Below are 26,155 nucleotides of genomic sequence, written 5' to 3' on the forward strand. Positions count from 1 at the left end.
CACTAAGGATGCGAGGCATGACCGCCGCAGCGAGCCCCGAACCGCGGCACGGCCACCCAGGGCGGTTGTTCGTCGACGCGTCACCCGCCGAGGTGCGCGCCGCGCTGATCCCCGAGGAAGCGGCAGGACAGCCCGATGCGGCACTGACGTTCGGTCCCCGCGGCGACCTCAGAGGAGGGCCTTGCGCTCCGCGTAGTGGCACGCCGCGGGGTGACCCTGACCCCGGTCGATCAGCTCCGGGGGCTGCTCGATGCACACCGTCCGCTCGGCCTCGGTGAGCTCGTTCGCGAACTTCGGGCAGCGGGTGCGGAAGCGGCAGCCGCTGGGCGGGTCGGCCGGGCTGGGCACGTCGCCGACCACGGTGATCCGCTCGCGGGCGCGCTCCTTGCGCGGGTCCGGCAGCGGGATCGCGGAGATCAGGGCCTGGGTGTAGGGGTGGGCAGGGCCCTCGAACAGCTCCTGTGAGGTGCCGGTCTCGACGATCGTGCCGAGGTACATCACGGCGATGCGGTCGGCGATGTGGCGCACCACCGACAGGTCGTGCGAGACGAACAGGTAGGACAGGCCGAGCTCGGACTGCAGCTCGTCGAGCAGGTTGAGCACGCCCGCCTGGATGGAGACGTCCAGCGCGGACACCGGCTCGTCGAGCACCAGCACCTTGGGCCGCAGCGCGAGGGCTCGCGCCACGCCGATGCGCTGGCGCTGGCCGCCGGAGAACTCGTGCGGGAACCGGTTGCCGTGCTCGGGCTTGAGACCGACGGTGCGCAGCAGGTCGCGCACGACGGCGCGGCCCTCGTCGCCGTAGAGGCCGTGGATGCGCAGCGGCTCGGCGACGATCTCGTTGACCGGCAATCGCGGGTCGAGCGACGCGTACGGGTCCTGGAACACGATCTGCAGGTCGCGGCGCAGCGACCGCATCTGCGAGCGGGAGAGCGACGTGAGCTCGCGGCCCTGGTAGTACACCTCCCCCGAGGTCGCGGGCTGCAGGTTCAGCAGCACCCGCGCGGTGGTGCTCTTGCCGCACCCCGACTCGCCGACGAGGCCGAGGGTCTCACGCTCGGCGAGGTCGAACGAGACGCCGCAGACCGCGTGGATCTCCCCGACCTGACGGCGAAGCAGCCCGCGGGAGCGCACGGGGAAGTGCTTGACGAGGTTGCGGACGCTCAGCACGGGCGGTGCGGCGACGGGGGCAGCGGTCATGACGCGTCGTCCTGCGATTCGAGATCGGCGGTCTCGCGCACGAACTCCGCGAGCGCGGCCGTGTCGGCGACCTCGGTGCGGAACAGCTGCCCGGGCTCGGCGCCCGCCAGCTCGTCGGAGAAGTGGCACGCGGCCGTGTGGTCGGGGCTGGTGGTGGGCTCCAGTGACGGCTCGACCTCGTCGCAGATCTCGCGGGCCAGTGGGCACCGCGGGGTGAACGGGCACCCGGGCGGCATGTTGACCAGCGACGGTGGCGCGCCGGGGATCGGGGTGAGCCGCTCGGACGGCCGGTCGAGCCGCGGCAGGCTGCCCAGCAGGCCGAGTGAGTAGGGCATGCGCGGGGTGTAGAAGACGTCCTCGGCGCTGCCGCGCTCGACGAGCTTGCCCGCGTACATCACGAGGACGCGGTCGGCCCGCCCGGCGATCACGCCGAGGTCGTGGGTGATCAGCACCATCGCGGCGCCGGTCTCCTCGCGGGCGGTGTCGAGCGCGTCGAGGATCTGTGCCTGCACGGTGACGTCGAGGGCTGTGGTCGGCTCGTCGGCGATGATCACGTCCGGGTCGTTGGCCATGGCGATCGCGATCACGACCCGCTGCCGCATGCCGCCCGAGAGCTCGTGCGGGTAGCTGGCGAGGCGCGCCTTCGCGTTGGGGATGCGCACGATCTCCAGCAGCTCGCCCGCCCGCTTCAGCGCGGCGTCCTTGCTGACGTCGTGGTGGGCGCGCACGGCCTCGGCGATCTGGTACCCCACGGTGTAGACGGGGTTCAGCGACGTCATCGGGTCCTGGAAGATCATCGCGATGCGCCGGCCGCGGATCTTCGCCAGCTCCGCGTCCGGGGCGCCGAGCAGCTCCTTGCCGCCGAACCGCACGGAACCCGACACCCGCGCCGAGCCGGGCAGGAGCCCCATCACGGCCATCGAGGTGACCGACTTCCCCGAACCGGACTCGCCGACGATGCCCAGCACCTCGCCCCGCTGCAGCTGGTAGCTCACGCCGCGGACGGCCTGCACCAGGCCGTCGTCGGTGGGGAATCCGACGGTGAGCCCATCGACCTCCAGCACCACGTCGTGCGACGCGCGGGCCACCTCGCCCTCGGTCTGCGCCACCGCGAGCAAATCCTCGGGGCCGGTCATGCACGCACCTTCGTCTGCTGCGGGTCGAGCGCGTCCCGCAGGCCGTCACCGATGAAGTTGATGGTCAGGGCGATCAGGATGATGAACAGGCCCGGGAAGTAGAACAGCCACGGCCGGGTGGTGAGCGCCGTCTGCGCCTCGCTCACGAGGATGCCGAGCGAGGTGTCCGGCGGCCGGACGCCGAAGCCCAGGTAGGACAGCGACGTCTCCAGCAGGATCGCGATCGCCACGAGGACCGTGGCGTTCACGATGATCGACCCGAGCGCGTTGGGCACCAGGTGCCGGAAGATGATCCGCGCGTCACTCGCACCCAGCGCCTTCGCCGCCTCGACGAACTCCTTCTCCCGCAACGAGAGCACGACGCCGCGGGCGACCCGCGAGACGTACGCCCAGTACAGGCCGGCGATGACCACCGAGATGAGCCACCACGAGCCGCCGAAGTTGTGGGCGAGCATGGCGGCGACGGCCAGCAGCGGCAACGTGAGGACGAGGTCGGAGATCCGCATGAGGATCGTGTCGGTGGCCCCGCCGAAGTACCCGGCCACCGCGCCCCAGACCGTGCCGACGACCGTGGAGAACAGCGCGACGAGCACCGCGATCTGCAGCGAGATCTGGGTGCCGCGCAGCACCTGCGCGAACTGGTCCTTGCCCGCTGCGTCCGTGCCGAACGGGTGGGCGAGCGACGGCGCGTCCGACTTGTCCGGCGTGAACTCGCCGAAGTCGTACTGCCACAGCGCGCCGCCGACGTAGGCCAGCAGGACCAGCAGCACGAGCACCACGAGGCTTCCCACCGCGAGGCGGTGCTGCATGAACCGGCGCAGCACGAGCTGGAACTGGCTGCGCTCGGCGACGGTGAACTCGCGGTCGCGCGCCCGGGTACCGGGTTCGGCCGGGGCCGTCACGGGCGTCTCAGGCATAGCGGATCCTGGGGTCGAGGACGGCGTAGAGCAGATCGGCGAGCAGGTTGAACACGATCACCACGGTGGCGGTGATCAGCAGCCATGCCATCACGACGTAGACGTCGTCGGTGCGTATCGCGTTGAGCAGCAGGTCCCCCATCCCCCGCCACTGGAACACGGTCTCGGTGAGCACCGCGCCGCTGATGATGGACGCGAGGTCGAGTGCGGTGACCGTGGTGAGCGGGATCAGCGCGTTGCGCAGGGCGTGCTTGATCATGACCCGCCGCCGCGACAGGCCCTTCGCCCTCGCCAGCCGCACGTAGTCGGTGTTCATCACCTCGAGCATCGCCGAGCGCTGGTAGCGGCTCCACGCGGCGTAGGAGATCAGCGCCAGCGAGATGGTCGGCAACACCATGTGCCCCGCGATGTCGGCCACCTGGGCCCCGAAGCCCTGCGGGAGCGGCACCGAGGAGTCGCCGATGGTGTAGATGATCTGTTCGTCGACCGCGTTGTTGAAGTCGATCCCGGCCTGCTTGAGCAGGATCGCGAGCCAGAACGCCGGCATCGCGAGGAACAGGAAGCCGAGGAACGTGGCCGCGTAGTCGGTCTTGGAGTACTGCTTCACCGCGCTGATCACGCCGATCACGACGGCGAGCACGAGCGCGAGGATCATCGCGACCGCGATCAGGCGCATCGTGATCAGGAAGCGGCCCGCGACCTCGGCCCCGATGTCGAGGTTCGACTGGACCGAAGGGCCGAAGTCACCCCGGAAGAGGCCGGTGAGCCACATCCAGTACCGCTCGAGGACCGGGTGGTCCAGGCGCAGCCGCTGCGCCTCGAGGGCGATGGTCTCCGGCGGCGGTGGCGGGTTGCGCGTCAGCAGGCCGGACAGTGGATTGCCCGACAGTGACGCGAGCATGAAGACGATGAACGTCGAGATCAGCAGGATCGGGAGCGACACCGCGATCCGCCGCACGGCGAAGGCGAGCATGGGGGTCTTCCGGGTGGTGGGTACGGCGGGTGCTCGGGAGGCTACGCCGGTCCGGGGGCGGCCGCCTTCACAGCGACCGCCCCCTTCAGAGGCACTCAGCCTGCCGCGCGCAGGCCCCACTCCTCGATGTTGTAGGTGGGGCCGTCGAGCGAGGAGTTGTTCCGGGCGTTCGCCACTTCGTCCTGCGCCGCGATGATCGTCGGCTTCTGGTACAGCGGCAGCACGTAGGAGTCCTCCGCGAGGATCCGGCCGGCCTCGTTGAGCTTGTCGCGGGCCGGGCCCAGGTCGGTGGAAGTGGCCGCTTCGTGCATGAGCCGGTCGACCTCGGGGTTGTTGTACTCGCCGTAGTTGCTGGACGACGTGCTGTTCCAGGTCTGCTCGGCGTTGCTGAACGACGCGGGCGTCTGCACCCAGGCGAAGACGATCAGGTCGTAGTCGCCGCTGTCGGTGGTGCCACCGAGGTCGTCGGTGGGCACGATCTCCAGGTTGAGGCCGAGCGGCCGGACCTGGGACTGGATCAGCTCCACGGTGGTCTGCCGGATCGCGTTGCCGACCGTGTAGCGGATCCGCAGCGGCGGCACCGCGCGGCCGTCCGGCCTGGTCAGCTGCTGGCCCTCGGCGATGTTCGTGTAGCCGGCCTCGGTGAGGATCTGGCGCGCGAGCTCGACGTCGCCGCTGCCCTGCTCCGGCGGGAGGTAGTCCTCGTAGCCCTCGATGCCCGGCACGAACATGTGGCTCTTGAGCGGCGTGACTTCCTCGTTGAACTGTCCGACGGTGGAGTCGATGATCGATTGCACGTTCGTGGCCGCGAAGATCGCGTCACGGAGCGGCTCGTCGGCCAGGTACTCGTTGCGCAGGTTCAGGTCGAGGTGCTCCCAGGTGAGCCCGAGCCCCTGGTACTGCGACACGCCGGGGATGTTCTGCACCTGCTGCACGAGGTCGACCTGCGGCTGCGGGTAGATGACCTGCACCTCGTCGTTCTGCAGGGCGATCGGCTCCTGCGACGCCTCCGTGATCACGCGCAGGATCAGCTGCTGGAGCGTCGGCTTCGCCGCGCCGTACCACTTCTGGTTCGGGACCAGGGTGAGCGCGACGTTGTCCTGCCAGTCGGACACCTGGTAGGGCCCGCCGCTGTAGGTCGGCACGGTGGCGCCGAACCAGTCCCACGCAGCCTTGAGGCCGGCAGGGGTGTTCAGGTCACCCTGCTGCGCGGCGAGGTGCGCCGGGTAGAGCGGGGTGCCCGAGGCGAAGAGGTTCTTCCAGTCGGCGTAGGGCGTGCCGAACACCACGGTGACGGTCTTGCCGCCGTCCGAGCCGGTGATCGACTCGACCTGGTTGTAACCCGCGTTCTGAGCCGCCGCGCACTCCGGGCAGTCCTTGCCGTTCATCGTCTTCCACTGGAAGACGAAGTCGTCGGCGGTGATCGGCGTGCCGTCGTTCCAGACCGCCTCGGGCCGGATCTTGTACACGATTGTCTGCGGGCTGGTGCTCGTCTGGTCGGCCGAGACCAGCACGTTCTCGTTGAGCACCTGCTTGAGGTCGGGCGTGGTGGTGAAGGTCCAGGGCAGGAACGTCTTGACCGTCATGCCGGTCTCGAAGACGTTGCCCTCCGAGGAGTTCACGTTCCAGTTCGGGACGTTCTTCTCGATCGCGAACGTGAGAGTCCCGCCCTGCTGCATCTGCGCGGCCGGCACCGCGTTGCAGGTGTTCGGGTTGGCCTTGCAGTCCTGGTAGATCCCGCCTTCCGAGGCGTCGCCGTCCTCGCCGCCGCCTCCGCCGCAGGCCGCGAGCACCAGTGTGGCAACCGCCCCGATGGCGGCGAGCGATGCCGCCCTCGATCTCCTCATCGGACTTCCTGACCTCTCTCTGCTGGACCAGCCCGGTCGGGCGTCCTCTCACCACGGCTCGGCGGAACCCGGCCCATGTGACTGACCGGCGCACCGACCCAGGGCACGGTAGGAAGCGCTTTCGCGCCCGTCATCCGCCGCCACTCGATCGTGACCAAAGGGTGACCGGAACCCTACTGAGCGACAACATCTCATTACCTCGCGGTAACTTACTCTTGGGTCACCCCGCCGGGGCCCGCCACGCCGTGGCGCCCGTGAGGGGCCCGGACACGAGCGGTCCTGGCCCGATGCCGGTCACCGCGTCGGCGGCGGGAGTGCTCACCACGAGGTTCACGGGCTGGAACAGCGGGAGGAACGGCAGCTGCGCCCAGAGCACCTGCTCGACGGCCCCCGCCGTCTCCGGGCGGGGGTTGGCCGACACGAGCTCGTCCAGTGCCGGCCGCAGTGCGGGGAAGCAGAATCCCGTGGGTGGGCGCGGCGGGTCGGGCACCACCGTGGTGGGGGCCGGGCAGCCGTAGTCGGAGGCGAGCTCGGTGCCGAGGTCACCGCCGACGGTGCGCGGCAGCACCATCAGGTCGACCTCCACCCCGCCGGGCGCGGCCGGCGGCGCGGACGTGGTGGGGGCCGGGGTGGTCGACGTCGTCACCGGCGCGTCCGGGGACGGGGTCGGCTGAGCCGGCGTGGTGGCCGCGCCCGCGGGCTGGGTGGGCGGCGACGGCGTGGGGCTCGGGCTGGGCGGGACCGCGGGCACCGCGGCCTGCCCGAACAGCTCCACGGCCGACGGCCCGACGAGCGTGACGTCGATACCGGCAGCGTCGAGCTGCTCCGCGACGGCGCGCGCCACGTCGACGTCCTCCAGCCGCTGGTTCGCCGCGCCGACCACGAGCGACACCGGGCCTCCCGCGACCGCCCAGCGGCCGGTCGTCAGGTCCCGGCTCCAGCCCGCGCTCGCGAGCAGCTGGGCCGCGGCGGCCGGGTCGGGGCGCAGGGGTGCGTCCGCGGGCATGGTCGAGGCGTACCCCGGCTGGGACGGCGCCAGGCCGAACGCGTCGACGGGCAGCGATTCGGGGGCCACCGAGGCGCGAATGGCCTCCCGGTCCAGCAGCATCGCGATCCCGCGGCGGACCCGGGCGTCGGCCAGCGGCCCGCCGTCGGCGCGCATCCCCAGCTGCGTCACGATCGGCTTGGGGGCCGGCTGCAGCTTCGGGGCCGGCTGCAGCCCACCGAGCGCGGTGCGGATGGCCGGATCGGCCTCCGGCAGGGCCACGTCGACGTCGCCCGCGGCCAGTGCGGGCGCCAGCTCCTGCGGGCCGAGCCTGCGGAGCAGGAGCTCGTCGAGCACGGTCGGGGTGTCCCAGTACAGGTCGTTGCGGGTGAGCAGCACCTCGCCGCGCGCCCGGTCGACCGAGGTGACCCGGAACGGCCCGCCGGATGCCGGGATGCCGTCGGTGAGCGCGCCCGTCCACGAGCCGGGGGCGTCCTTGAGGATGTGCGCGGGCAGGAGGTCCGAGAACAGGTGCTGCCAGGCCGGGTAGGCGTGGGAGAACACCACGTCGACGGCCTTGCCACCGGCCCGCGACCGCACCTCGGTGATGAGCTGGTAGCCGGCGGCGTCGGCGACGCCCGGCTGGCTGCGCATCTGCTCCCACAGATAGACGAAGTCCTCGGCCGCGATCGGCGCGTTCGTCGACCAGGAGGCCTCCAGGTTGAGCTCGTAGCTCACGGTGAACGGCTCGGTGGCGGTGACCTCGGCGCTCGTGGCGATCGTCCGATCCAGGCGCATCACCCCGTCCGCGTCGGAGCGGAACACCGATGGGAGCACGAGCGTGGCGAGCGCGGTGGCCACCGACGACTGGTGGGCGAGCAGGTGCGGGTTGAAGCCCGCCCCCATGTCGTCCACACCGACCACGACCCGCGTGGGCTCGGGCTGCGGTGTCGGGATCGGGGCGGGCGGCGGGGCCACCGGCTCGTTGGAGCAGGCCGCCAGCGCCACGACGAGCGCCAGGACCAAGGCAGCACAGCCCGACACCCGCATCCTCATGCCCTCCACCGTATGGAGGTGCCGCCGCCTGCGGTCAGCGGGGGTTGCGCGCCCGGGCCCGCTGCCGGGCACGGGTGTGGGAGTCCAGCTCCACCTTGCGGATCCGCACCGAGTCCGGCGTGACCTCGACGCACTCGTCGGTGGCGCAGAACTCCAGCGCCTGCTCCAGGTTGAGCACGGTGGGCGGGGTCAGCTTCACCAGCTCGTCCCCGGTGGAGGAGCGCATGTTGGTGAGCTTCTTCTCGCGGGTGATGTTGACCTCGAGGTCCTCGTTGCGGGTGTACTCGCCGATCACCATCCCGCTGTACACCGGCGTCCCCGGCCCGACGAACAGCACGCCGCGGTCGGAGAGCTGGTCGACCGCGTAGGCGGTGACGGGACCCGAGCGGTCGGACACCAGCGACCCGCGCATGCGGGTGCGCAGCTCCCCCACCCACGGCCCGTAGCCGTCGAAGACGTGGCTCGCGATGCCGGCACCGCGGGTGATCGTGAGGAACTCGGTGCGGAAGCCGATCAGCCCGCGCGAGGGCACCCGGTAGTCCATCCGCACGCGGGTGTCGCCGTGCACCATCTGCACCAGCTCACCCTTGCGGGCGGCGACCAGCTGCGTGACGGCGCCGAGGTGATCGCTGGGCACGTCCACCGACAGCTGCTCGAACGGCTCGTGCAGCTTGCCGTCGATCGTGCGCGTGACGACCTCCGGCTTGCCGACGGTGAGCTCGAAGCCTTCACGGCGCATGGTCTCGACGAGCACGGCGAGTGCCAGCTCGCCGCGGCCCTGCACCTCCCAGGCGTCGGGGCGCTCGGTGGGGAGCACGCGCAGCGACACGTTGCCGACGAGCTCGGCGTCGAGGCGGCCCTTCACCTGGCGGGCGGTGAGCTTGGTGCCCGGGTGCTCGTCGCGCCCGACGAGCGGCGAGGTGTTGATCCCGATCGTGACGGCGATCGCCGGCTCGTCGACGTGGATGCGCGGCAGCGGCACCGGCTGCTCGGGGTCGGCGAGGGTGTCGCCGATCATGACGTCGGCGATGCCCGCCACGGCGACCAGGTCGCCCGCGCTCGCCGACTCGGCCGGCACGCGCTCCAGTGCCTCGGTGCGGAGCAGCTCGGTGATCTTGACGCGGGTGATCGAGCCGTCGGCCTGGCACCACGCCACCTGCTGGCCCCTGCGGATCACGCCCGCCCGGATGCGGCAGAGCGCGATGCGGCCGAGGAAGCTCGTGGCGTCGAGGTTGGTGACGTGGGCCTGCAGCGGCGCGTCCGGGTCGTCGGCGGGCGGCGGCACGGTCTCGGCGATCACGTCGAACAGCGCCTCGAGGCCGGGGTCGGCAGGCAGGTCGCCGTCGGCGGGGCGGATGCGGGAGGCACGGCCGGCCCGGCCGCTCGCGTAGACGACGGGGAGGTCGAGCAGCCGGCCGGTGGTGTCCTCGTCGAGATCCAGCTCGTCGGCCAGTTCGAGGAGCAGCTCGAGGCTCTCGTCGACGACCTCGGCACAGCGGGCGTCCGGGCGGTCGGTCTTGTTGACCACCAGCACGACCGGAAGGCCCGCGGCGAGGGTCTTGCGGAGCACGAAGCGCGTCTGCGGCAGCGGCCCCTCGCTCGCGTCGACGAGCAGCACGACCCCGTCGACCATCGACAGGCCGCGCTCGACCTCGCCGCCGAAGTCGGCGTGGCCCGGCGTGTCGACGACGTTCAGCGTCATGCCGTGCCAGTCGATCGCCGTGTGCTTGGCGAGGATCGTGATGCCCTTCTCCCGCTCGAGGTCACCGGAGTCCATGATCCGGTCGACCACGGCGGCGCGCTCCCCGAACGCGCCCGAGGCGCGGAGCATGGCGTCGACGAGGGTGGTCTTGCCGTGGTCGACGTGGGCGACGATGGCGACGTTGCGCAGCCGGCCGCCCGGTTCGCGGGACGCGCCGGACCGCTGCGCGGGAGCCGCGAGGGTGGATGCTGCTGTGCTCACACTTCACGGTAGCCCGGGGCACGGCCGCACCTGCCGTGGGAGTGAGGACAGCCTCACCTCCGCTCCCCGGTGGAGGGCCCGAAACGGGCACCGAGGTGGTGGAGATCACGTCCACGGCGGGCGTGGTCGTCGCGAGCGCGCCCGGCGGCCGCCGCCAGGAGCGCCCTGCCGGCCAGTGTGGGGTTGCGCCGGTGCGCCGCGAGCACCTCGGCCCAGCCGATCTCGTGCAGGGCGCGGTGGAGCAGCCGTTCACCGGCCGCCCCACCGAGCTCGGCGGCGGCCTCCAGCACGGTGAGCCCGAGAGCGGTCACCGGCAGTCCCCGGTGCTCGGCGCGATCGGCGGCGCCGAGCTGCCGGGGCCACACGGCCACGCCCGTTCGGGCGGGCCGGCGCGCCGACGCGCTCACGCCGATCGTGCGCGGCGCGGCGCCCAGCAGCCCGTGCCACCACGCGGCCGCGGTTCCCGAGAGCACCGCACCCTTGCCGGCCCACAGCACGGCCGCCCACGCCAGTGCCTCGTCCCCCGCACCGAAGCCGGGCACCAGGTAGACGCGCGGATGGAGTGGTCGCCACCGGCGCGTCCGCACCAGCCGGTCCACCGCCGCCGCGCTGAGACCGCCCCGAATCGCCTGCTCGCGGGAGATCACGCCCGCCTGGCGGGCGAGGAGGAGCTCCAGAGCCATGCCGGCACGGACGGAGCCGAGCACGCATCGGTTCCGTCTCGTTCACAGGTGCGAACGGCCTCGATGCCGTCGTTCCGCTCACGTGCCCCGTCTCGGCCGACGCGACCGGTCTCGCCGGGCGCGCCCCGTCGACGGGCGGGTGCGTCAGCCGTTACGGGGTGCAGGGGCCGGCCTGCGGGGCGGCCTCCGTCCCACTCCGGAGCAGGGTCACCAGGTCGGCGGCAACCGCGCGGTCGGCGGGCACCCAGTCGAGGCCGGGGACGTCGGCGGCGTCGACCCAGCGCAGGGCCCCGTGCTCCAGCGGCTCCGGCTCGGGGCTGCCCGGTGCCAGCTCGGCGGTGTGCACCCGCAGCAGCACGTCGGCGAGCGGCAGGTCGGTGCCGAGCCGTCCGGTCACGCGGACGTCGACGCCCAGCTCCTCCCGCAGCTCGCGCACGACCGCGTCGGGCTCCGCCTCACCCTGCTCCACGCGCCCGCCCGGCAGCTCCCAGCGCCCGGCGAGCTCGGCGGGCCGGGTGCGTCGGGCGGCGAGCACGGCGCCGTCCCGCACCACCGCGGTGGCGACGACGACCGGCCGGCCCGTGACCTCCGCCGCCCGCTCGACCAGCACCTCCGCGCGCGCGGCCAGCAGCCGCAGCACGAGCCGCCTGCCGAGCACCACGTCGCCGAGGCGTCCGAGCAGGCCCAGCGGCGACGTCCAGCCGACCTCGTCGAGCAGGAGAGTGCCCGCCGCGGTCTCGGTCAACGTGGTCTGGTGGCTCAACGCGCGCAGCGGCCCGGCCACCAGCACCGACTCGAGGCCCGCCTGCGACACGGCCGTGATCCGGGTCCGCAGCGGCACCCGGACGCCGGGGGCCACGCGCACCCCGGACCGGACGGTCTCACCGAGGCACACCAGCCGGCCGGGCGCCGCGAACCGGTGGCCGCAGCGTCGCATCGCCTCCGCCGACACCTCGGCGTCACGCAGGAGACCCGCGACGGTGCGGCGCGGGGCGTCGATCAGCACGGTCGACCGCAGTACGGGCACCGCCCGATGATGTCAGCGGCCCAGCACGAGCACAGATGGGGGCGCTGGGGCCACGACCAGGTGAAATAGCCGCAGGACCGGCGACCGCGGCCCCCTGTCGCTCGTACCGTGATCCACATGGCTCCAGCCGAGCAGGCGCCGATCGCCACTCCCGCATTCGCCGTCGTGCGTCGCGGGTACGACCCCGACCAGGTCGCGTACCACCTCAGCCGGGTCGACGCCGAGATGACGATCCTCGCCGCAGACCGCACCGCAGCCGCAGACCAGGCCGCCCAGCTCGGCCAGCAGCTCGCGTCGTGCCGCAAGGAGCTGGACACCGCGCACGCCGAGATCGAGCGGCTGCGCGGGGAGCTGCGGGCGCTGGCCGGTCCCCCGGACACGATCGACAGCATGAACGAGCGGCTGCAGGTGATGCTGCGGCTGGCCAAGGAGGAGTTCACCGGCCTGCGGGCCGACGTGTCCGCCCAGGCCGCCGCCCACGCAGCGGAGATCATCGCCTCCGTCGGCGCCGAGGGGGGCGACCTGGGGGGCTTCGGTTTCGACGAGGCGGAACTGCGCGGCCCGCGCGACGAGGAGGAGCTCGAGCGGATGCGCCGCGAGGCCGCCGCGGAGCGCGCCCGTCTCGACGACGAGGCCGCCGCCCGGCGGGCCGCCGCCGACGAGGAGTTCCGCCAGATCCTCGCGCTGCGCTGCCGCGAGGCGATGGCGCAGCTGGCGAAGCTGCAGACCGAGGCGATGCGCAGCGCCCGACACGTGATGGACGAGGCGGACGAGCAGGCCCGCACCGTCCTCGCGGACGCCAAGGAAGCGGTGCGGCAGACCGTCGAGGACGCCCAGCGCGAGGTCGACGACCTGCAGCAGCTGCGGCTCCACCTCGCTGCCCAGCTCGACACGAGCCGTCAGCTGCTCGACCGGGCCATCCCGGAGGGGCGGGCCGCAACCAACGGCGACGCGCGCTCCGCCAAGCCGGCCGAGGGGAGGTCGGCAGCGGCCGCCCCGAGCCTCCCGGACCAGGCAGCCGCCCAGCAGGCGACGCCGAGCGCGCCTGCCCCCGCCGACCAGCCGCCGCCCGGTGCGGGATCGGCGGCGACGCAGGCCGCGCCGCCCGAGGCGCCGGTCGCCCCCGCGGCACCGGTCGCCCCCGCGGCACCGGTCGCCCCCGCGGCATCGGTCGCCCCCGCGGCATCGGTCGCCCCCGCGGCACCGGTCAGCACCGAGGCACCGGTCACCACCGAGGCACCAGCCGCCGACCAGGGCCGCCAGCACCAGGCCGAGCACGCCCCGCCGGCGCAGGTCCCGCCGGCGCAGGTCCCGCCGGCGCAGGTCCCGCCGGCGCAGGTCCCGCAGGCGCACGTCCCGTCCCCGGCCGAGCAGCCGCTTCCCCCGCCCATGCTGCCTGCGCGCGCCGTGCCGCCCGGATGGCCGATCCAGCCCGGTGCGCTCGCGGTGCCGCAGGTGGGCGCCGCCGAGCCGCACGACCACACCCAGTCCGGGCTGGCCGACCTCGGGCTCGTCCCGGCCGACGGCCCCCGTGCCCAGCCGATGCGCATCCCCCCGCGCGACCCCGAGACCTCGGACGTGCCGGGCCCGTCCCGCATCCCGGTCGAGGAGCAGGACCAGCAGGTCGCACCCCCGCGCCGCTACCCCTGACGTGCATCGGCGCGCGACTCGCGGCGGCGGAACGCCCGACTCACCGTGACGAGATGTCGGACTCGCCCACACCTGCGCGAGTCCGACGTTCGAGCACGGCGAGTCCGACGAACGCGCACGGCGAGTCGTGCGTTCGAGCGCGATGAGCCGCGCGCGTTCCGACGGAGCGTGGGCTCAGGTCGTCCGGCTGTTCAGCGTGGGCCAGCGCACCTCGATGCGTCCGCCACCGGTGGGCGTCGCGCCGGCGGACACGACGCCACCGCGGCCGTGCACGAGGGCCGCGACCAGCGCCAGCCCGAGCCCGGCCCCGCCGCCCGCCTCCGGCGAGAGCCGCACGAACCGGTCGAAGATCCGCTCACGGTCGGCGGCGGGGATGCCCGGCCCGTCGTCCTCGACGAGCAGCCGGACCACCCGCCCCGCGGGCAGGATGCTGATCCGCACCAGGGACCGGGCGTAGCGCCGCGCGTTGGAGATGAGGTTGTCCAGCACCAGGGCCACCTCCGACGGGCTCGCCCCGACCTCGGCCGGGGTGGGCGCCACGAGCTGCAGCACCGGGTCGTCGAGGCGGCCGCAGCCGGGACCGCCGCCCGCCCGGACGATGGCGGCCTGTGCGGCGGCGACGAGGTCCACCGGCTGGGCGGGCGGGCGCTGCCCGGCGTCGGCACGGGCGAGGGCGAGCAGGTCGGAGAGCAACGTCGTGAGCCGCGTCGCCTCGTCGACGACGGCCCGCAGCGTCTCGTCCGTGAGCTCCGGGTCCGGGTGGGCGACGGCGACCTCCGCCTGGGCCCGGATCGCGGCCACCGGGGAGCGCAGCTCGTGGGCGGCGTCGCCGGTGAACCGCTCGAGCCGGGTCACCGCCTCGTCCCGCCGGGCGAGCAGGGCGTTGAACTCCTCGGCGAGCGCGCGCAGCTCGTCCTGGGCACCCGGCACCGGCAGGCGCTCCCCCGGCGGGAGGGCCGCGGCGGCCACGCGCATCCGGTCGACGGGACGCAGGGCGGCCCGGGTGGCGGCCCACGCCGCGAGCGCGACCACCGCGGCCACGATCAGCGCGCCGACGACGAACCCGACAGCGGCGTTCGCCAGCAGGATGGCCCCGCCCACGAGGTCCGAGGTCACGACGACGAGCCGGGGCGAGCCGTCCGGCATCACGGCGGGCACGGCGAGCCAGCGGCGCAGCTCCCTGAAGTCGCCGACGACGAACGCGTCGCCGGACGCGAGCGCGCGGGTCTGGTCGGGTCGCAGCGGCAGCTCCGGGCCGCCGTCGACGGGCACGCCGGACATGTCGACGACGCGCAGCTCGAACCTGCGGACCTGGGCGGGCGGTGTGCCGGCAGCCAGCTGCTCGGCCACTACGCGGGCGTCTGTGCGCAGCTCGGCGTCGGCGGCACCGAGCATCGTCTCGTACAGCATGCTGACGCCGAGCCTGCTCAGCGCGAGCATGCCGATCAGCGCGACGCACCCGACCACGAGCGTGATGCGCAGGCGCAGCGGGCGGGCCGACCACCACTGCCGGAGCTTCACGGCGACTCGACGATGTACCCGTAGCCGCGGACGGTCTTGAGCACGTGCCCGGCACCCACGCCGTCGAGCTTGCGCCGCACGTACCCGACGTAGACCTCCACGACGTTGCGGCTGGCGGCCTGCTCGTCGCCCCACACGAGCCGCAGGAGCTCGTCCTTGGCGACCGCCGTGTCCGGCCGGCTGGCGAGGGCGTGCAGCAGGGCGAACTCGCGGGGCGACAGCTCCACGACGTCGCCGTGCCAGCTCACGGAGCGCGCGACCGGGTCGACGAGCAGCGGACCGAGCCGCACGCGCTGGCCGGTGCGGCCGAGCGCCGCGTCGCGGCGGCGCAGCATGGCCCGCAGCTGGGCCACGAGCACCACGAACGCGAACGGCTTGACCAGGTAGCCGTCGGCGCCGAGGTCGAGGCCGTCGGCCTGGTCGAACTCGCCGTCCTTCGCCGACAGCAGCAGCACCGGGGTGTCCACGCCGGCCGCCCGCAGCTGTTCGAGCACCCGGTAACCGGAGAGCCCGGGGAGGATGATGTCGAGCACGACCGCGTCGAAGCTCCCGGTGAGGGCAGCTTGCAGCCCGGAGTGGCCGTCACCGACGGCGACGACCTCCATGCCCTCGGCCGTCAGGCCGCGCGCGACGGCCGTCCGAATGCCGGGCTCGTCGTCCACCACAAGCACGCGCGCCACGTTCGATTGCCTCCGCTTCGCTCCGGCGGGCTCGCGGGCCTTCGAGGCGCAGTCCTGCCCGCTCGCGGCGGACGCTACCCGTATCCCGAATCCGCACACCTCAGAACACTCTCAGCGCGCGTCCGTCACGCTATGCCCCATGGCCACCGCACGCAGCAACAGGTTGGGACGCACGGCCGCCGCCGGTATCGCGGTGGCGGGTGCGGTCGGGCTGGGCATGCTGGCGGTTCCGGCGGGGGCGGGCGCGCAGCCGGCGCTCCCGCCCGTCGAACCCGAGGAGCTGGTCCGGTCGGTGCTCGCCGCCGATCCGCAGCCGCTCGCCGGCGCGGTCGAGCTGGAGAACGGGCTCGGTCTGCCCGCGCTGCCGGGCGTGCCGCAGGCCGCGAACGGCACGAGCACGGCACGGATCTGGTCCGACGGCGACCGCCGTGGCCGCGTCCAACTTCCCACCGAGACGGGTGAGCGCACGCTCGTGTCGGACGGCGAGACGTTCTGGTCGTGGAACTCGGAGGACCGCACGGTGCGGCGGATGCCGGAGGGTGAGCACGAGCGCGACACCGCGAACGCCGACCCGGGCGCCGCCGCGGCCGAGGCGATCGCCAAGCTGCGGCCCACGAGCGTGATCAGCGTCGACGGCACGTCGGAGGTCGCAGGCCGCCCGGCCTACGACCTGGTGCTCGCGCCTGCGTCGACCGAGCGCACGCTCCTGCGGGAGGTCAGGGTGGCGGTGGACGCCGAGCACCGGATGCCGCTGCGGCTCACCGTGCTGGCCACGGGATCGGCTGATCCCGCCCTGCAGATCGGGTTCACCGACATCGGGTTCGGTCCCCAGGATCCGGAGCTGTTCCGGTTCACCCCACCGCCCGGGGCCACGGTCGAGGACGCGCGGCGACCCGATGGACACCGCGCCGGGGACGCCGAACCGACCACGGTGGGCGACGGCTGGGACACTGTGTTCGTGGCCACCGCTCCGGGACCGGACGCCGAACGCCCTGAGGGCCTCCCCGAGCTCGGCGAGCTGGGCCGCCCGATCAACGGGCCATGGGGCAGCGGGCGCTTGATCACGAGCGCGGTGGCGAGCGTGGTCGTCACCGACGACGGCCGGATCGCCGCCGGGGCCGTTCCCGAGCAGGTACTCACCGAGGCGTTGACCCGGTGACGGCCATTCCATCGGTGGACGCGGCGCCCGCTCCGGCGGGCGCCGCTCCCGTAGGGGCGGTCGCGGCGCGGGCGATCGGGTTGCGGAAGGAGTTCGGCCGCACCGTCGCGGTGGACGGCATCGACCTCGAGGTCCCGACGGGTTCGGTCCTCGGGATGCTCGGCCCGAACGGCTCCGGCAAGACCACGCTGATCCGGATGCTGCTGGGTCTCAGCCGGCCCACCGCGGGCTCGGCGGAGCTACTCGGACATCCGGTGCCCGACGGCATCAATCGCGCGCTGCCGCACGTCGGCGCGCTCGTCGAGGGCCCCGGCTTCCACCCGTTCCAGTCCGGGCGGGAGAACCTGCGCCGGGCGGCGGCCATGGAGCCGCTGCTGGGTCGGGGCGAGATCAGGAACGCCGTGGACGTGGCGCTGAAGCGGGTCGGGCTCGCCGACGCCGCCGACCGCCGTTACCGGACCTACTCGCTCGGCATGAAGCAGCGCCTCGGCCTCGCGGCGGTGCTGCTGCTGCCGCGCAGGCTGGTCGTGCTCGACGAGCCGACCAACGGGCTGGACCCGGCCGGCACCCGCGACGTCCGGCGGATCATCGCCGAGCTGCATGCCGCGGGCACGACGGTCATCGTGTCCTCGCACCTGCTGGCCGAGGTCGAGGCCACGTGCACGCACGTGGCGGTCCTGCAGGCGGGCTCGCTCGTCGCGGCGGGCGAGCTGCGCACCTTGCTGGCGGCGGGGGCCACCGGCCTCGTCATCGCCACCCCGGACATCGACCTGGCGCTGCGCACGCTGCGCGGTGCGGGTGCCACCGCCTACCGGGCCGAGCGCACCAGCTCCGAGGAGCAGGCCGTGGTGGTCGGCGACGACGGACCGCCCGCGCCCGAGCTGATCGCGCTGCTCGTGCGCGCGGGCGTCTCGGTGCACGAGGCCCGCCGCAGCCGGACCAACCTGGAAGAGCTCTTCGCACGGCTGACCGAGGAACCTGCGTGACGACTGCTGTACTCCCCCACGCCGACACCCCGCGCGGCGTCCCGGTGAGCCGCCTGCTCGGCTCCGAGCTGCGCTGGGTGCTGCGCCGCCCGCGGACGCTCGTGATGCTCGGCGTGTTCGCGCTCATCCCCGTGCTGATCTCGATCGGCGTGGCGGTGGCGGACGCGGGCGACGGCCCGGGTCGCGGCCTGATCGGCGCCGTCGCGGGCAACGGGCTCGTGCTGCCGGTCGTCGCGATCACGGTCTCCCTCGCGCTGCTGCTGCCGCTGGCCGTCGCGATGGTGGCGGCCGACGCTATCGCGGGCGAGGCCGCGCAGGGCACGCTGCGCGGGCTGCTGCTCGCGCCGGTCGGGCGCCTGCGGCTGGTGGGCATGAAGGCGGTCGGCGTGCTCGTGGTCGCGACCCTCGCCGTGCTCGCGCTGGCCGTGGTGGGCGTCGTCGCGGGGATGGTGATCGTGGGCCGGCCCGAGGGGCAACTCGTCACGCTGTCCGGCACCACACTCGGGCTCGGCGACGCGCTCGGGCGGGTCGGGCTGGTCGTGGCCTGGACGATCGGGCAGCTGGCCGCGGTCGGCGCCGTGGCGCTGGCCGTCTCAGCGCTCACCGAACACCCGTCGGTGGTGGTCGCCTCCGTGCTGGGCGGGCTGATCGTGTTCGGGGTGCTGTCCGCCATCCCGGCGCTCGAGTGGCTGCAGCCCTACCTGCTCACCACCGGCTGGACCGCGGGCGCCGATGTCCTGCGCGACCCGATGCCCCTCGACGGCCTGGTCACGAGCACCCTGCGAGCCCTCTGCTACCTGGCGGTGGGCGCCGGTCTCACCGTGTTCCGGATGCTTCGCCGCGACGCGTAGCACCCTCCCCGCCGTTCGTCAGGCGAGTCGCTCGGCGATCGCCCCCGCGAACGCGTCCGGCGCCTCCACGGGCGCGAAGTGACCCACGCCGTCCAGCGGGCGCAGCTCGACATCCGAGAAGAACCGTCCGAGCCGGTCGGACCACGACCGCGGGAAGAGCGGGTCGTGCTCGGGCCACAGCACGGTGGTGGGCACGGCGAGCCGGTCGGCGGGTGCCGGTGCGCGTTCCGCGAGCGACCGCGCGATCGCGCCGGACCCGGCCCGGTACCAGTTGATCGACGCGACGAACGCGCCCGGGCGCCCGTAAGCCGCCGCCAGGCGGTCGAGCTCGTCCGGGTCGGGCTCGAAGCCGGGCCCGGACCAGTGCGACCAGAAGTGCGCGAGGTACGCACGCACCGCGGAGCGAGAACCGTCGAGCAGCTGCTCGGCGAGGTCGAGGCCGTGGAAGGCCTGGTACCAGAACTCCCGCTGGGCGTCCGGCGTCAGCACCCGCTCCCCGATGCCGGGCAGCGGAGGGGCGACGACGAGCGCCCGCACGAGATCGGGTCTCGCCGTGGCCGCGGCTTGGGCGATGCGCGACCCGATGTCGTACCCGGCGAGGACCGCGGGGCCGATCTCCAGCTCCTCGACGAGCGCCAACACGCTGCGGGCCTGGGCCTCGGCCGCGAAGTCGGCGGGAGCGGCGCCGGCCGGGCGCTGCGAGTCGCCGAACCCCCGCAGGTCCGGCACGACGACCCGGCAGCGGCCGGACAGCCGCGCCACCACCTCACGGTGGTCCTTGCGGTCGCCGGGCCAGCCGTGCAGCAGGACGGCGGCGTCGCCCGCACCCGCGTGGTCGTCGTAGGCGAGTCGGAATCCCTCAACCGGGGAGCTGATCGGCACGATGGCACCGTAAGCGGGAGAATGGGGCCATGCCCAGGCTGTTGGACGACGACGAGATCGCTGCTGCTCTCGGGGGCCTCACCGGCTGGGAGCGTGACGGCGCCGCGCTGGTGCGCATCGCGGAGCTGCCGTCCTTCCCCGCCGCGATCGCGGTGGTGGACCGCGTCGCCGCCACCGCGGAGGAGCGCGACCACCACCCCGACATCGACATCCGCTGGCGCACGCTCACGTTCCGCTGCTCCACCCACTCCGTGGGCGGCATCACGGAGCTGGACGTGGCGTTGGCCGAGTCGATCTCGCAGGAGATCGACGCGGCCAACGCTTGAGGGGTCAGTCCGCGAGGGCGGGGGCGCGGCGGGTGCTCGCCCGCAGGGAGAACATCAGGCCGACGACCACCAGGCCGAGCGCTGCGCCGACCTCCGGCAGGGCGAGCACGCCCACGGTGCCGATCACGGCGCCGCCGAGCACGCCTGCGAGGCCCATGCCGAGGTAGATCGCCGATGCGTTCAGCGACAGGACCAGCCCGCCGGTCGGGGCCAGCTCCAGCAGCAGGCTCTGCACCGGCGGGTTGAACGACCAGGTGAACACGCTCCAGACGAACAGGGCGAGCGCCGCGCCGACGGCCGTCGTCGCGGTCAGCGGCAGCGTCGCGATCATGATGATGAAGCCGGCGAGCGTGGCCAGTAGCGTCGGGATGCTGCCGAAGCGGTCGGTGGCGCGGCCGCCCCACGCGTTGCCGACGATCGCGCCGAGACCGTAGGCGAGCAGCAACCCGCCGATGGTGGAACCGGCGAGCCCGGTGGTGGCGGTCAGCAGCGGCACGACGTAGATGTAGACGCTCATCGTCGCGACGACCCCGAGCACGGTGATCGCCAGCAGCGTGAGCACGCGACGGTCGGCCGCGACGGCGAACCGCTCCCGCAGCGCGACGGCGGGTGACCCGGCCAGCAGCGGCAGCTGCGTCCGCACGGCCAGCGCCGTGACGAGGCTGACGGCCGCGACCACGGCGAACACTCCGCGGTACCCGATGCTGCCCGCGAGCAGGGAGCCGATCGGCACCCCGAGCGCGAGGGCGACGGTGAGGCCGCCGAACACGATGGCCACGGCGCGCCCCCGCTCGGCCGGCGGGCGAAGGGCGGTGGCGAAGAGCGTGGCGGCCGGCGTGTACGCGGCGGCGCCGAGCGCCGCGACGATGCGCCCGCCGAGCAGCAGCGGGTAGGTCGTGGCGACCGCGGAGATCGCGTTGCCCAGCGCCGCCACGAGCAGGGCGATCAGGAGCAGCCGCCTGCGCTCCCAGCGCGCGGTGATCGTCGCGAGCAGCGGGGCGCTCACCGCGTAGGCGAGCGCGAAGGCGGTGGTGAGCTGTCCGGCGGCGGTGACGGAGACGTCCAGCTCGGCGCTGACCGCGGGCAGCACGCCCGCGACCACGTAGGCGCTCGTGCCGACGGCGAACGCCCCGGCGGCGAGCAGGTAGGTGCGTGCGGACATCAATGGGCCTTCCCCCAGCGAAACAAGTACGACGGTCACCGTACTACGACAGTGGTCGAACTTCGATACCCGTCGTACTATTTCTCCATGCCCACCGTCGAGCAGCAGACCCAGCTGCCCCAGCCGGCCCGCGAGGAGATCCGGATCGAGCAGGTACTGGCCGCGCTCGGCGATCCGGTGCGCCTGCTGTACGTGCGGGAGCTCGCCAAGACGCCCACCGTCGGCGTGGCGTGCGGGACGATCCCGCTCCCGGTCACCAAGTCCACGCGCACCCACCACCTGCGGATCCTGCGCCAGGCCGGGGTGATCAGCATGCGCGCGGAAGGCACGCGCCGGATCGCCTGCCTGCGCCGCGACGACCTGGACGCCCTCTACCCGGGCTTGCTGGACGGGATCCTGGGCGCCCCCCACTGAGGCCGGGAGGCCTCGTCAGAAGCGGCGGTTGGCCAGCACCGGCACCGTGGCGCGCGCCTTCTCGACGGCGTCCAGATCGAGGTCGGCCACCAGCAGGTCGGGCTCCGCACCGAGCTGGGCCTGGATGCTCCCCAGCGGGCCGACCACGGCGCTCGCGCCGATTCCGGTGGGGGCCTTGCCCGCCTCCCGGCCCGCGGTGGTGGGGTCGGCCTGGTCGCATGCGGCCACGAAGGCCGTGCTGTCCAGCGCCCTGGCGCGCACCAGCAGGTCCCACTGCTCGCGCTTGCCCGGTCCGGCCCCCCACGAGGCCGGCACCACCACGACCGTGGCACCGCTCCCGGCGAGCGTCTGGAACAGGCCTGGGAACCGCAGGTCGTAGCAGGTGGCGAGGCCGACTGTGACCCCGCGGACGACGATGGTCACGGGCTTGGTCCCGGCAGCCACGGTGCGCGACTCGGCGAACCCGAACGCGTCGAAGAGGTGGATCTTGTCGTAGCTCGCCTCCACGCCCCCACCGGTGACGAGGAGCGTGTTGTGGACGCGCCCGTCGGTGGCGGGCGTGAACATCCCGGCGACGACCGGGATATCCGCGTCGGCGGCGATCTCGCGCACGCGCTGCGCCCACGGCCCCGAGAGCGGCTCCGCGATCGGGCCGAGGGGGTGACCGAAGGCGCACATGGTGGCCTCGGGGAAGACGACGATGTCGGCCGCGGCCGCCGCGGCCCGCTGCACCCCGTCCGCGACGAGGCCGAGGTTCTCGGCCGGGTCGGCCGTTGCAGCGATCTGAGCGAGGGCGATCCGCACGAAACCTCCAGTTAATGTATACCTGTTGCATGCAGCAGGTCTCCGGCCGTGAGCGCGCCTACCGCCACCTGCGGGAGACGGTCCTGGTCGATCCTGCGGTACAAGGAACCTTCCTCAACGAGGTCGACCTCGCCCAGGACATCGGCGTGTCCCGCACCCCCGTGCGGGAGGCCCTGCTCCTGCTCGTCGCCGAGGGCCTGGTCGAGATGGTGCCCAAGCGCGGAGCGTACGTGCCTCCGCTGTCCGGGCGGCAGATCCGCGAGCTGATGGAGCTGCGAACGCTGCTCGAACAGCACGCTGCGTCCGTGACCCTCGCGCAGAGGTCGGTCCCCCTCGAGGCCATGCGGGCCGCCCTCGCCGAGCAGGAGCACCTGTTGGCCGCCGAGCCCTGCGACCCGCACGTGTTCATCGAGTGGGACCGGAAGTTCCACCAGTCCCTCGTCGACGCGGCCGGCAACGAGCTGATCGCCCGCACCTACGCAGGCCTGCGCACGCGCCAGGTGCGCGTCGGGGTCGCCGCGCTGTTCCGGACGACCGACCGGCAACGGGCCGTCTGCGTGGAGCACGGCCGCATCGTCGACGCACTGCAGTCCGGCGACGAGGCGGCCGCGCACGCGGCGATCTCCGACCACCTGCGGATCACGCAGCGGCTGTTCCTCGAAGCGTGACGAGGTACTCCTCGTCCTCGGCCGGGTCGGGCGCGCGACCCAGCGCCAGCCCGCCGAGCGTGAGCAGCGACGCGACGAGCACGTAGATGGCCACCGGCACCCACGTCCCCCACGCGCCCAGGAGCGCGGTGAACGCCAGCGGGGCGATCGCCCCGCCGAACACGCCGGCGATCGTGTACGCGAGCGAGCTGCCCGTGTAGCGCAGGCGGGGGTTGAACTGCTCGGTGATGAAGGCCGCCTGGGGCCCGTACATGAACGAGTGCAGCGCGAGCCCCACCACGACACCGATGATCAGGACCGGCGTCGAGCCGCTCCCGATCGCCGGGAAGAACACGAACGGCCAGACCGCGGCTCCCGCGGCCGCGATCGCGTACACCGCCCGACGGTTCACCCGGTCGGACACGGCCCCGGCCAGGGGGATCAGCCCGAGCTGGCAGGCCGACCCGACGAGGATCGCGGTGAGCACCTGACCGCGCGACATGCCGGCCGCTGTGGTGGCGTACGTGATCACGAAGACCGTGAACAGCGCGTAGGTGACGTCGGGGCCGATCCGGCAGAGGACCCCGGCGAGCAGGCCGCGGCCCTGGGTGCGGAACACGTCGCCGATCGGGGCCGCGGGCTGCTCGCCGCGTTCCTGGATGGCGCGGAACACCGGCGTGTCCTCCAGCCGCAGCCGGATCCAGAGCCCGAACGCCACCAGCACCGCCGACAGCAGGAACGCCAGGCGCCAGCCCCAGCCGAGGAAGGCCTCGTCGGTCAGCACGGCGCTCAGCAGCGCCAGCACGCCGTTGGAGAGCAGGTTGCCTGCGGGCGGGCCGACCTGTGCCGCGGACGACCAGAAGCCGCGCTTGCGCGGGTCGCCGAACTCGCTCGACAGCAGTACTGCGCCGCCCCATTCGCCGCCGACGCCCACGCCCTGCGCGAAGCGCAGCAGCACCAGGATGATCGGCGCGGCCACACCGATCGTCCCGTAGGTGGGGAGCAGGCCGATCAGGAACGTCGCGACCCCGATCAGGAGCAGCGTCAGCACGAGCACCTGCTTGCGCCCGATCACATCGCCCAGGCGCCCGAACACGAACCCGCCCAGCGGGCGCGACACGTAGCCGACGGCGTAGGTCGAGAACGCCAGCAAAGCGCCGGTGAGCGGGTCGGAGTCGGGGAAGAACAGCTGCGGGAAGACCAACGCAGCGGCCGCGGAGTAGACCGCGAAGTCGTACCACTCGAGCGATGTGCCGGTCAGGCTCGCCGTGAAGGCCTTGACCAGCGAGCGCCGGTCGATCTCCGGGGGCATGCGCTCCTCCTGTCAGGTGGCGGATCGCGTCATACTTCATGTATACAAGCCGCATGCGCAAGTCCTGGATGACCGAGCTCGCCTTCGACCTGCCCGACGGGACGTCCGTCCCCGTCGCCGTCACACGCCTGCTCAACGCCGGGTACGCCGGGCGCGAGCAGGACGAGGTCGCCGCCCACGTGGCGGAGCTCGCCGAGCTGGGCGTGCCGGCTCCCTCCGTGACACCGGCCCTGTACCCGGTTGCGCCCTACCTCGCCGCCCAGGCCGACACCGTCCCGGTGCAGCACGGCCGCACCTCCGGCGAGGCCGAGTGGGCGCTCGTCGTGGCGGGCCCGGAGGACCTGCTGCTCACGGTCGCATGCGACCACACCGACCGCGCACTCGAGGTGCACGGGGTCGCGTGGAGCAAGAACGCGGGCCTCGACGTGCTCGGTAGCGGTGCGTGGCGCCTCTCCGACGTCGAGGACCACCTCGACGAGCTGCGCCTGCGCGCGTGGGTCACGCACGACGACGGCGCCGAGCAGCTGATCCAGGACTCCCCGCTCGCCGCGCTGCTGCCCCCGCGGTACTGGCTCGACGAGATCCCCCAGCTGCTCGAACCGGGCACGGTGCTGCTGTCGGGGACGGTCGCGATGCTGCCGGGAGTGGACCAGTTCGCCGACCGCTGGCGCGTCGAGCTCGCCGACCCCGTGACCGGGCACACGCTCGAACTGGGCTACGGCGTGGAGCGCATGCCCGAGCCGATCGGGTAGGGTCGCGGCCGTGCAGCGCTGGAACTACTGGTTTATCCGACCGGCCCGGGAGGGGTCGGCGGGCGAACCGCTGCGCTGACCTTCAACCCCGAGCCGGATCCCGAGCCGGCTCGGCGGGTTTCTCGACGGGCGCGGCTCGCCTGAACCAGAGAGCGCCGTCATGAGCCTCATCGCCGTCCCCGCGCTGGACGAGTACCGCACCACCCGGATCAGCCCGCTGCTGTCCCCGTCCCTGCTGCGCCACGAGCTCCCCGTCGACGAGACGGTCGCGGACACCGTCACGAGATCGAGGGCCGAGGTCGTCGACATCCTCGACGGGCGCGACGACCGGCTCGTGGTCGTCGTCGGGCCGTGCTCCATCCACGATCCCGAGGCCGCGATGGACTACGCGCGCCTGCTGGCCGCGCACACCGAGCGCGTGGCGGGCGAGCTGCGGGTCGTCATGCGCGCGTACTTCGAGAAGCCGCGCTCGACGGTGGGCTGGAAGGGCTTGATCAACGACCCCGGCCTCGACGGCACGTACGACGTCAACCGGGGCCTGCGCACCGCGCGCCGACTGCTCCTGGACGTCTCGGCGCTCGGCCTCCCGGTCGGCTGCGAGTTCCTCGACCCGATCACCCCGCAGTTCCTCGCCGACGTCGTGAGCTGGGGCGCGATCGGCGCCCGCACGGCCGCGAGCCAGGTGCACCGCCAGCTCTGCAGCGCTCTCTCGATGCCGGTCGGGATCAAGAACCCGACGGACGGTGACGTGCAGGTCGCGATCGACGGCGTCCGTGCCGCCGCGGCCAGCCACGTCTTCATGGGCATCAACCCGGACGGCCTGGCCGCCCTGATCACGACCACCGGCAATCCGGACTGCCACGTCATCCTCCGCGGCAGCACCAGCGGCCCCAACCACGACGCGGCGTCGGTGGCCGCCGCACTGGAGCGGCTGCGCGGCGGTGGGCTTCCCGCGCGGGTGATCGTGGACGCCAGCCACGGCAACAGCGGGAAGGACCACGTCCGGCAGGCGGGCGTCGTGCACGAGCTGGCCGAGCGGATCGGCGCAGGCGAGGAGGGCATCGCCGGGGTGATGATGGAGAGCTTCCTGGTGGCCGGCCGACAGGATCTGGGCCCGGAGATGACCCGGGGCCAGAGCATCACCGACGCGTGCATGGACTGGGACACGACGGCATCGCTCCTGGACGAGCTGGCGGCAGCGGTGGCGGCCCGGCGGGGCTGA

General features: G+C 73.3%; 24 protein-coding genes. 9 read left to right on the forward strand and 15 right to left on the reverse strand.

All coding sequences use genetic code 11. From position 1 onward, the window contains the following. Nucleotides 1-168: 168 nt before the first annotated feature. The 9 genes from FHX44_RS11240 to FHX44_RS43815 form a co-directional block, all read right to left on the reverse strand. Nucleotides 169-1,200 (reverse strand): ABC transporter ATP-binding protein, encoded by a 1,032-nt coding sequence (locus FHX44_RS11240; protein WP_147255561.1) that lies wholly within the window; start codon nt 1,198-1,200, stop codon nt 169-171. After that, the gene (locus FHX44_RS11245) at nt 1,197-2,336 is read right to left on the reverse strand and encodes an ABC transporter ATP-binding protein (protein WP_147255563.1); all 1,140 of its coding nucleotides are present in this window, start codon (nt 2,334-2,336) and stop codon (nt 1,197-1,199) included. Before FHX44_RS11245 ends, FHX44_RS11240 begins: the two co-directional genes overlap by 4 nt. Beyond that, nucleotides 2,333-3,253, reverse strand: coding sequence for an ABC transporter permease (locus FHX44_RS11250; RefSeq protein WP_147255565.1), 921 nt, complete (start codon nt 3,251-3,253; stop codon nt 2,333-2,335). The genes FHX44_RS11245 and FHX44_RS11250 overlap by 4 nt, the downstream gene beginning before the upstream one ends. After that, nucleotides 3,246-4,226 (reverse strand): ABC transporter permease, encoded by a 981-nt coding sequence (locus tag FHX44_RS11255; RefSeq protein ID WP_147255567.1) that lies wholly within the window; start codon nt 4,224-4,226, stop codon nt 3,246-3,248. Before FHX44_RS11255 ends, FHX44_RS11250 begins: the two co-directional genes overlap by 8 nt. Before the next feature lie 95 nt (nt 4,227-4,321). Continuing rightward, nucleotides 4,322-6,073, reverse strand: coding sequence for an ABC transporter family substrate-binding protein (locus FHX44_RS11260; RefSeq protein ID WP_147255569.1), 1,752 nt, complete (start codon nt 6,071-6,073; stop codon nt 4,322-4,324). A 220-nt stretch (nt 6,074-6,293) separates the two neighbouring features. Beyond that, the gene (locus FHX44_RS11265) at nt 6,294-8,114 is read right to left on the reverse strand and encodes an ABC transporter substrate-binding protein (RefSeq protein WP_147255572.1); all 1,821 of its coding nucleotides are present in this window, start codon (nt 8,112-8,114) and stop codon (nt 6,294-6,296) included. A gap of 34 nt (nt 8,115-8,148) precedes the next feature. Next, nucleotides 8,149-10,077 carry a translational GTPase TypA gene (gene typA / locus FHX44_RS11270; RefSeq protein WP_147255574.1) on the reverse strand — a complete coding sequence of 643 codons (1,929 nt, stop codon included), beginning with the start codon at nt 10,075-10,077 and terminating at the stop codon, nt 8,149-8,151. Nucleotides 10,078-10,130: 53 nt separating this feature from the next. After that, nucleotides 10,131-10,760: a type IV toxin-antitoxin system AbiEi family antitoxin domain-containing protein gene (locus FHX44_RS11275; protein WP_147255576.1), complete on the reverse strand. Its 630-nt coding sequence runs from the start codon at nt 10,758-10,760 to the stop codon at nt 10,131-10,133. A gap of 151 nt (nt 10,761-10,911) precedes the next feature. Beyond that, on the reverse strand, nt 10,912-11,787 hold the full coding sequence (locus tag FHX44_RS43815) for an NUDIX domain-containing protein (protein WP_281287885.1): 876 nt from the start codon (nt 11,785-11,787) through the stop codon (nt 10,912-10,914). A 117-nt stretch (nt 11,788-11,904) separates the two neighbouring features. Between FHX44_RS43815 and FHX44_RS11285 the strand changes: the two genes are divergently transcribed. Next, entirely contained in the window at nt 11,905-13,437 is a 1,533-nt protein-coding gene (locus tag FHX44_RS11285; protein ID WP_147255578.1) for a hypothetical protein, read from the forward strand. 174 nt (nt 13,438-13,611) lie between these two features. Here the strand turns inward: FHX44_RS11285 and FHX44_RS11290 are convergent, their stop codons facing one another. Continuing rightward, nucleotides 13,612-14,958, reverse strand: coding sequence for a sensor histidine kinase (locus FHX44_RS11290; RefSeq protein WP_246170313.1), 1,347 nt, complete (start codon nt 14,956-14,958; stop codon nt 13,612-13,614). Continuing rightward, the gene (locus FHX44_RS11295; RefSeq protein ID WP_170309291.1) at nt 14,955-15,629 is read right to left on the reverse strand and encodes a response regulator transcription factor; all 675 of its coding nucleotides are present in this window, start codon (nt 15,627-15,629) and stop codon (nt 14,955-14,957) included. The genes FHX44_RS11290 and FHX44_RS11295 overlap by 4 nt, the downstream gene beginning before the upstream one ends. A gap of 148 nt (nt 15,630-15,777) precedes the next feature. On the opposite strand from FHX44_RS11295, the gene FHX44_RS11300 reads away from it, so the two are divergent. The 3 genes from FHX44_RS11300 to FHX44_RS11310 are packed head-to-tail and all read left to right on the forward strand — an operon-like array spanning nt 15,778 to nt 18,634. After that, complete coding sequence (locus tag FHX44_RS11300; RefSeq protein WP_147255582.1) at nt 15,778-16,797, forward strand: LolA family protein; 1,020 nt, start codon at nt 15,778-15,780, stop codon at nt 16,795-16,797. Continuing rightward, nucleotides 16,794-17,783 (forward strand): ABC transporter ATP-binding protein, encoded by a 990-nt coding sequence (locus FHX44_RS11305; protein WP_425469128.1) that lies wholly within the window; start codon nt 16,794-16,796, stop codon nt 17,781-17,783. The genes FHX44_RS11300 and FHX44_RS11305 overlap by 4 nt, the downstream gene beginning before the upstream one ends. Continuing rightward, the gene (locus FHX44_RS11310; RefSeq protein WP_147255586.1) at nt 17,780-18,634 is read left to right on the forward strand and encodes an ABC transporter permease subunit; all 855 of its coding nucleotides are present in this window, start codon (nt 17,780-17,782) and stop codon (nt 18,632-18,634) included. The genes FHX44_RS11305 and FHX44_RS11310 overlap by 4 nt, the downstream gene beginning before the upstream one ends. 18 nt (nt 18,635-18,652) lie before the next feature. Here the strand turns inward: FHX44_RS11310 and FHX44_RS11315 are convergent, their stop codons facing one another. Beyond that, nucleotides 18,653-19,516, reverse strand: coding sequence for an alpha/beta fold hydrolase (locus tag FHX44_RS11315; RefSeq protein ID WP_147255588.1), 864 nt, complete (start codon nt 19,514-19,516; stop codon nt 18,653-18,655). Between the two features lie 29 nt (nt 19,517-19,545). Here FHX44_RS11315 and FHX44_RS11320 point away from each other — a divergent pair, with 29 nt between their 5' ends. Further along, entirely contained in the window at nt 19,546-19,842 is a 297-nt protein-coding gene (locus FHX44_RS11320) for a 4a-hydroxytetrahydrobiopterin dehydratase (RefSeq protein WP_147255590.1), read from the forward strand. A 4-nt stretch (nt 19,843-19,846) separates the two neighbouring features. Here the strand turns inward: FHX44_RS11320 and FHX44_RS11325 are convergent, their stop codons facing one another. Beyond that, nucleotides 19,847-21,004: an MFS transporter gene (locus FHX44_RS11325; RefSeq protein ID WP_147255593.1), complete on the reverse strand. Its 1,158-nt coding sequence runs from the start codon at nt 21,002-21,004 to the stop codon at nt 19,847-19,849. An 87-nt stretch (nt 21,005-21,091) separates the two neighbouring features. Between FHX44_RS11325 and FHX44_RS11330 the strand changes: the two genes are divergently transcribed. Next, nucleotides 21,092-21,418 carry an ArsR/SmtB family transcription factor gene (locus FHX44_RS11330; protein ID WP_147255594.1) on the forward strand — a complete coding sequence of 109 codons (327 nt, stop codon included), beginning with the start codon at nt 21,092-21,094 and terminating at the stop codon, nt 21,416-21,418. Nucleotides 21,419-21,433: 15 nt separating this feature from the next. On the opposite strand, the gene FHX44_RS11335 is transcribed toward FHX44_RS11330, so the two are convergent. After that, complete coding sequence (locus tag FHX44_RS11335) at nt 21,434-22,222, reverse strand: carbon-nitrogen hydrolase family protein (RefSeq protein ID WP_147255596.1); 789 nt, start codon at nt 22,220-22,222, stop codon at nt 21,434-21,436. A 29-nt stretch (nt 22,223-22,251) separates the two neighbouring features. On the opposite strand from FHX44_RS11335, the gene FHX44_RS11340 reads away from it, so the two are divergent. Next, on the forward strand, nt 22,252-22,890 hold the full coding sequence (locus tag FHX44_RS11340; RefSeq protein WP_147255597.1) for a GntR family transcriptional regulator: 639 nt from the start codon (nt 22,252-22,254) through the stop codon (nt 22,888-22,890). Here FHX44_RS11340 and FHX44_RS11345 read toward each other — a convergent pair. After that, on the reverse strand, nt 22,862-24,181 hold the full coding sequence (locus FHX44_RS11345; protein ID WP_147255599.1) for an MFS transporter: 1,320 nt from the start codon (nt 24,179-24,181) through the stop codon (nt 22,862-22,864). The genes FHX44_RS11340 and FHX44_RS11345 overlap by 29 nt on opposite strands. A gap of 68 nt (nt 24,182-24,249) precedes the next feature. Here FHX44_RS11345 and FHX44_RS11350 point away from each other — a divergent pair, with 68 nt between their 5' ends. Then, nucleotides 24,250-24,933: a DUF2848 domain-containing protein gene (locus tag FHX44_RS11350; protein ID WP_147261087.1), complete on the forward strand. Its 684-nt coding sequence runs from the start codon at nt 24,250-24,252 to the stop codon at nt 24,931-24,933. A 160-nt stretch (nt 24,934-25,093) separates the two neighbouring features. Next, a complete protein-coding gene (locus tag FHX44_RS11355) occupies nt 25,094-26,155 on the forward strand; it encodes a 3-deoxy-7-phosphoheptulonate synthase (protein ID WP_147255601.1) in 1,062 nt (353 codons plus the stop codon).

The organism is Pseudonocardia hierapolitana (assembly GCF_007994075.1).
Classification (GTDB): Bacteria; Actinomycetota; Actinomycetes; order Mycobacteriales; family Pseudonocardiaceae; genus Pseudonocardia; species Pseudonocardia hierapolitana.

Coding starts and splice junctions, on each gene's coding strand:
- FHX44_RS11240 (WP_147255561.1), bottom strand. CDS start 1,200: ATGACCGCTGCCCCCGTCGCCGCACCGCCCGTGCTGAGCGTCCGCAAC.
- FHX44_RS11245 (WP_147255563.1), bottom strand. CDS start 2,336: ATGACCGGCCCCGAGGATTTGCTCGCGGTGGCGCAGACCGAGGGCGAG.
- FHX44_RS11250 (WP_147255565.1), bottom strand. CDS start 3,253: ATGCCTGAGACGCCCGTGACGGCCCCGGCCGAACCCGGTACCCGGGCG.
- FHX44_RS11255 (WP_147255567.1), bottom strand. CDS start 4,226: ATGCTCGCCTTCGCCGTGCGGCGGATCGCGGTGTCGCTCCCGATCCTG.
- FHX44_RS11260 (WP_147255569.1), bottom strand. CDS start 6,073: ATGAGGAGATCGAGGGCGGCATCGCTCGCCGCCATCGGGGCGGTTGCC.
- FHX44_RS11265 (WP_147255572.1), bottom strand. CDS start 8,114: ATGAGGATGCGGGTGTCGGGCTGTGCTGCCTTGGTCCTGGCGCTCGTC.
- FHX44_RS11275 (WP_147255576.1), bottom strand. CDS start 10,760: ATGGCTCTGGAGCTCCTCCTCGCCCGCCAGGCGGGCGTGATCTCCCGC.
- FHX44_RS11285 (WP_147255578.1), top strand. CDS start 11,905: ATGGCTCCAGCCGAGCAGGCGCCGATCGCCACTCCCGCATTCGCCGTC.
- FHX44_RS11300 (WP_147255582.1), top strand. CDS start 15,778: ATGGCCACCGCACGCAGCAACAGGTTGGGACGCACGGCCGCCGCCGGT.
- FHX44_RS11320 (WP_147255590.1), top strand. CDS start 19,546: ATGCCCAGGCTGTTGGACGACGACGAGATCGCTGCTGCTCTCGGGGGC.
- FHX44_RS11325 (WP_147255593.1), bottom strand. CDS start 21,004: ATGTCCGCACGCACCTACCTGCTCGCCGCCGGGGCGTTCGCCGTCGGC.
- FHX44_RS11330 (WP_147255594.1), top strand. CDS start 21,092: ATGCCCACCGTCGAGCAGCAGACCCAGCTGCCCCAGCCGGCCCGCGAG.
- FHX44_RS11340 (WP_147255597.1), top strand. CDS start 22,252: ATGCAGCAGGTCTCCGGCCGTGAGCGCGCCTACCGCCACCTGCGGGAG.
- FHX44_RS11345 (WP_147255599.1), bottom strand. CDS start 24,181: ATGCCCCCGGAGATCGACCGGCGCTCGCTGGTCAAGGCCTTCACGGCG.
- FHX44_RS11350 (WP_147261087.1), top strand. CDS start 24,250: ATGACCGAGCTCGCCTTCGACCTGCCCGACGGGACGTCCGTCCCCGTC.
- FHX44_RS11355 (WP_147255601.1), top strand. CDS start 25,094: ATGAGCCTCATCGCCGTCCCCGCGCTGGACGAGTACCGCACCACCCGG.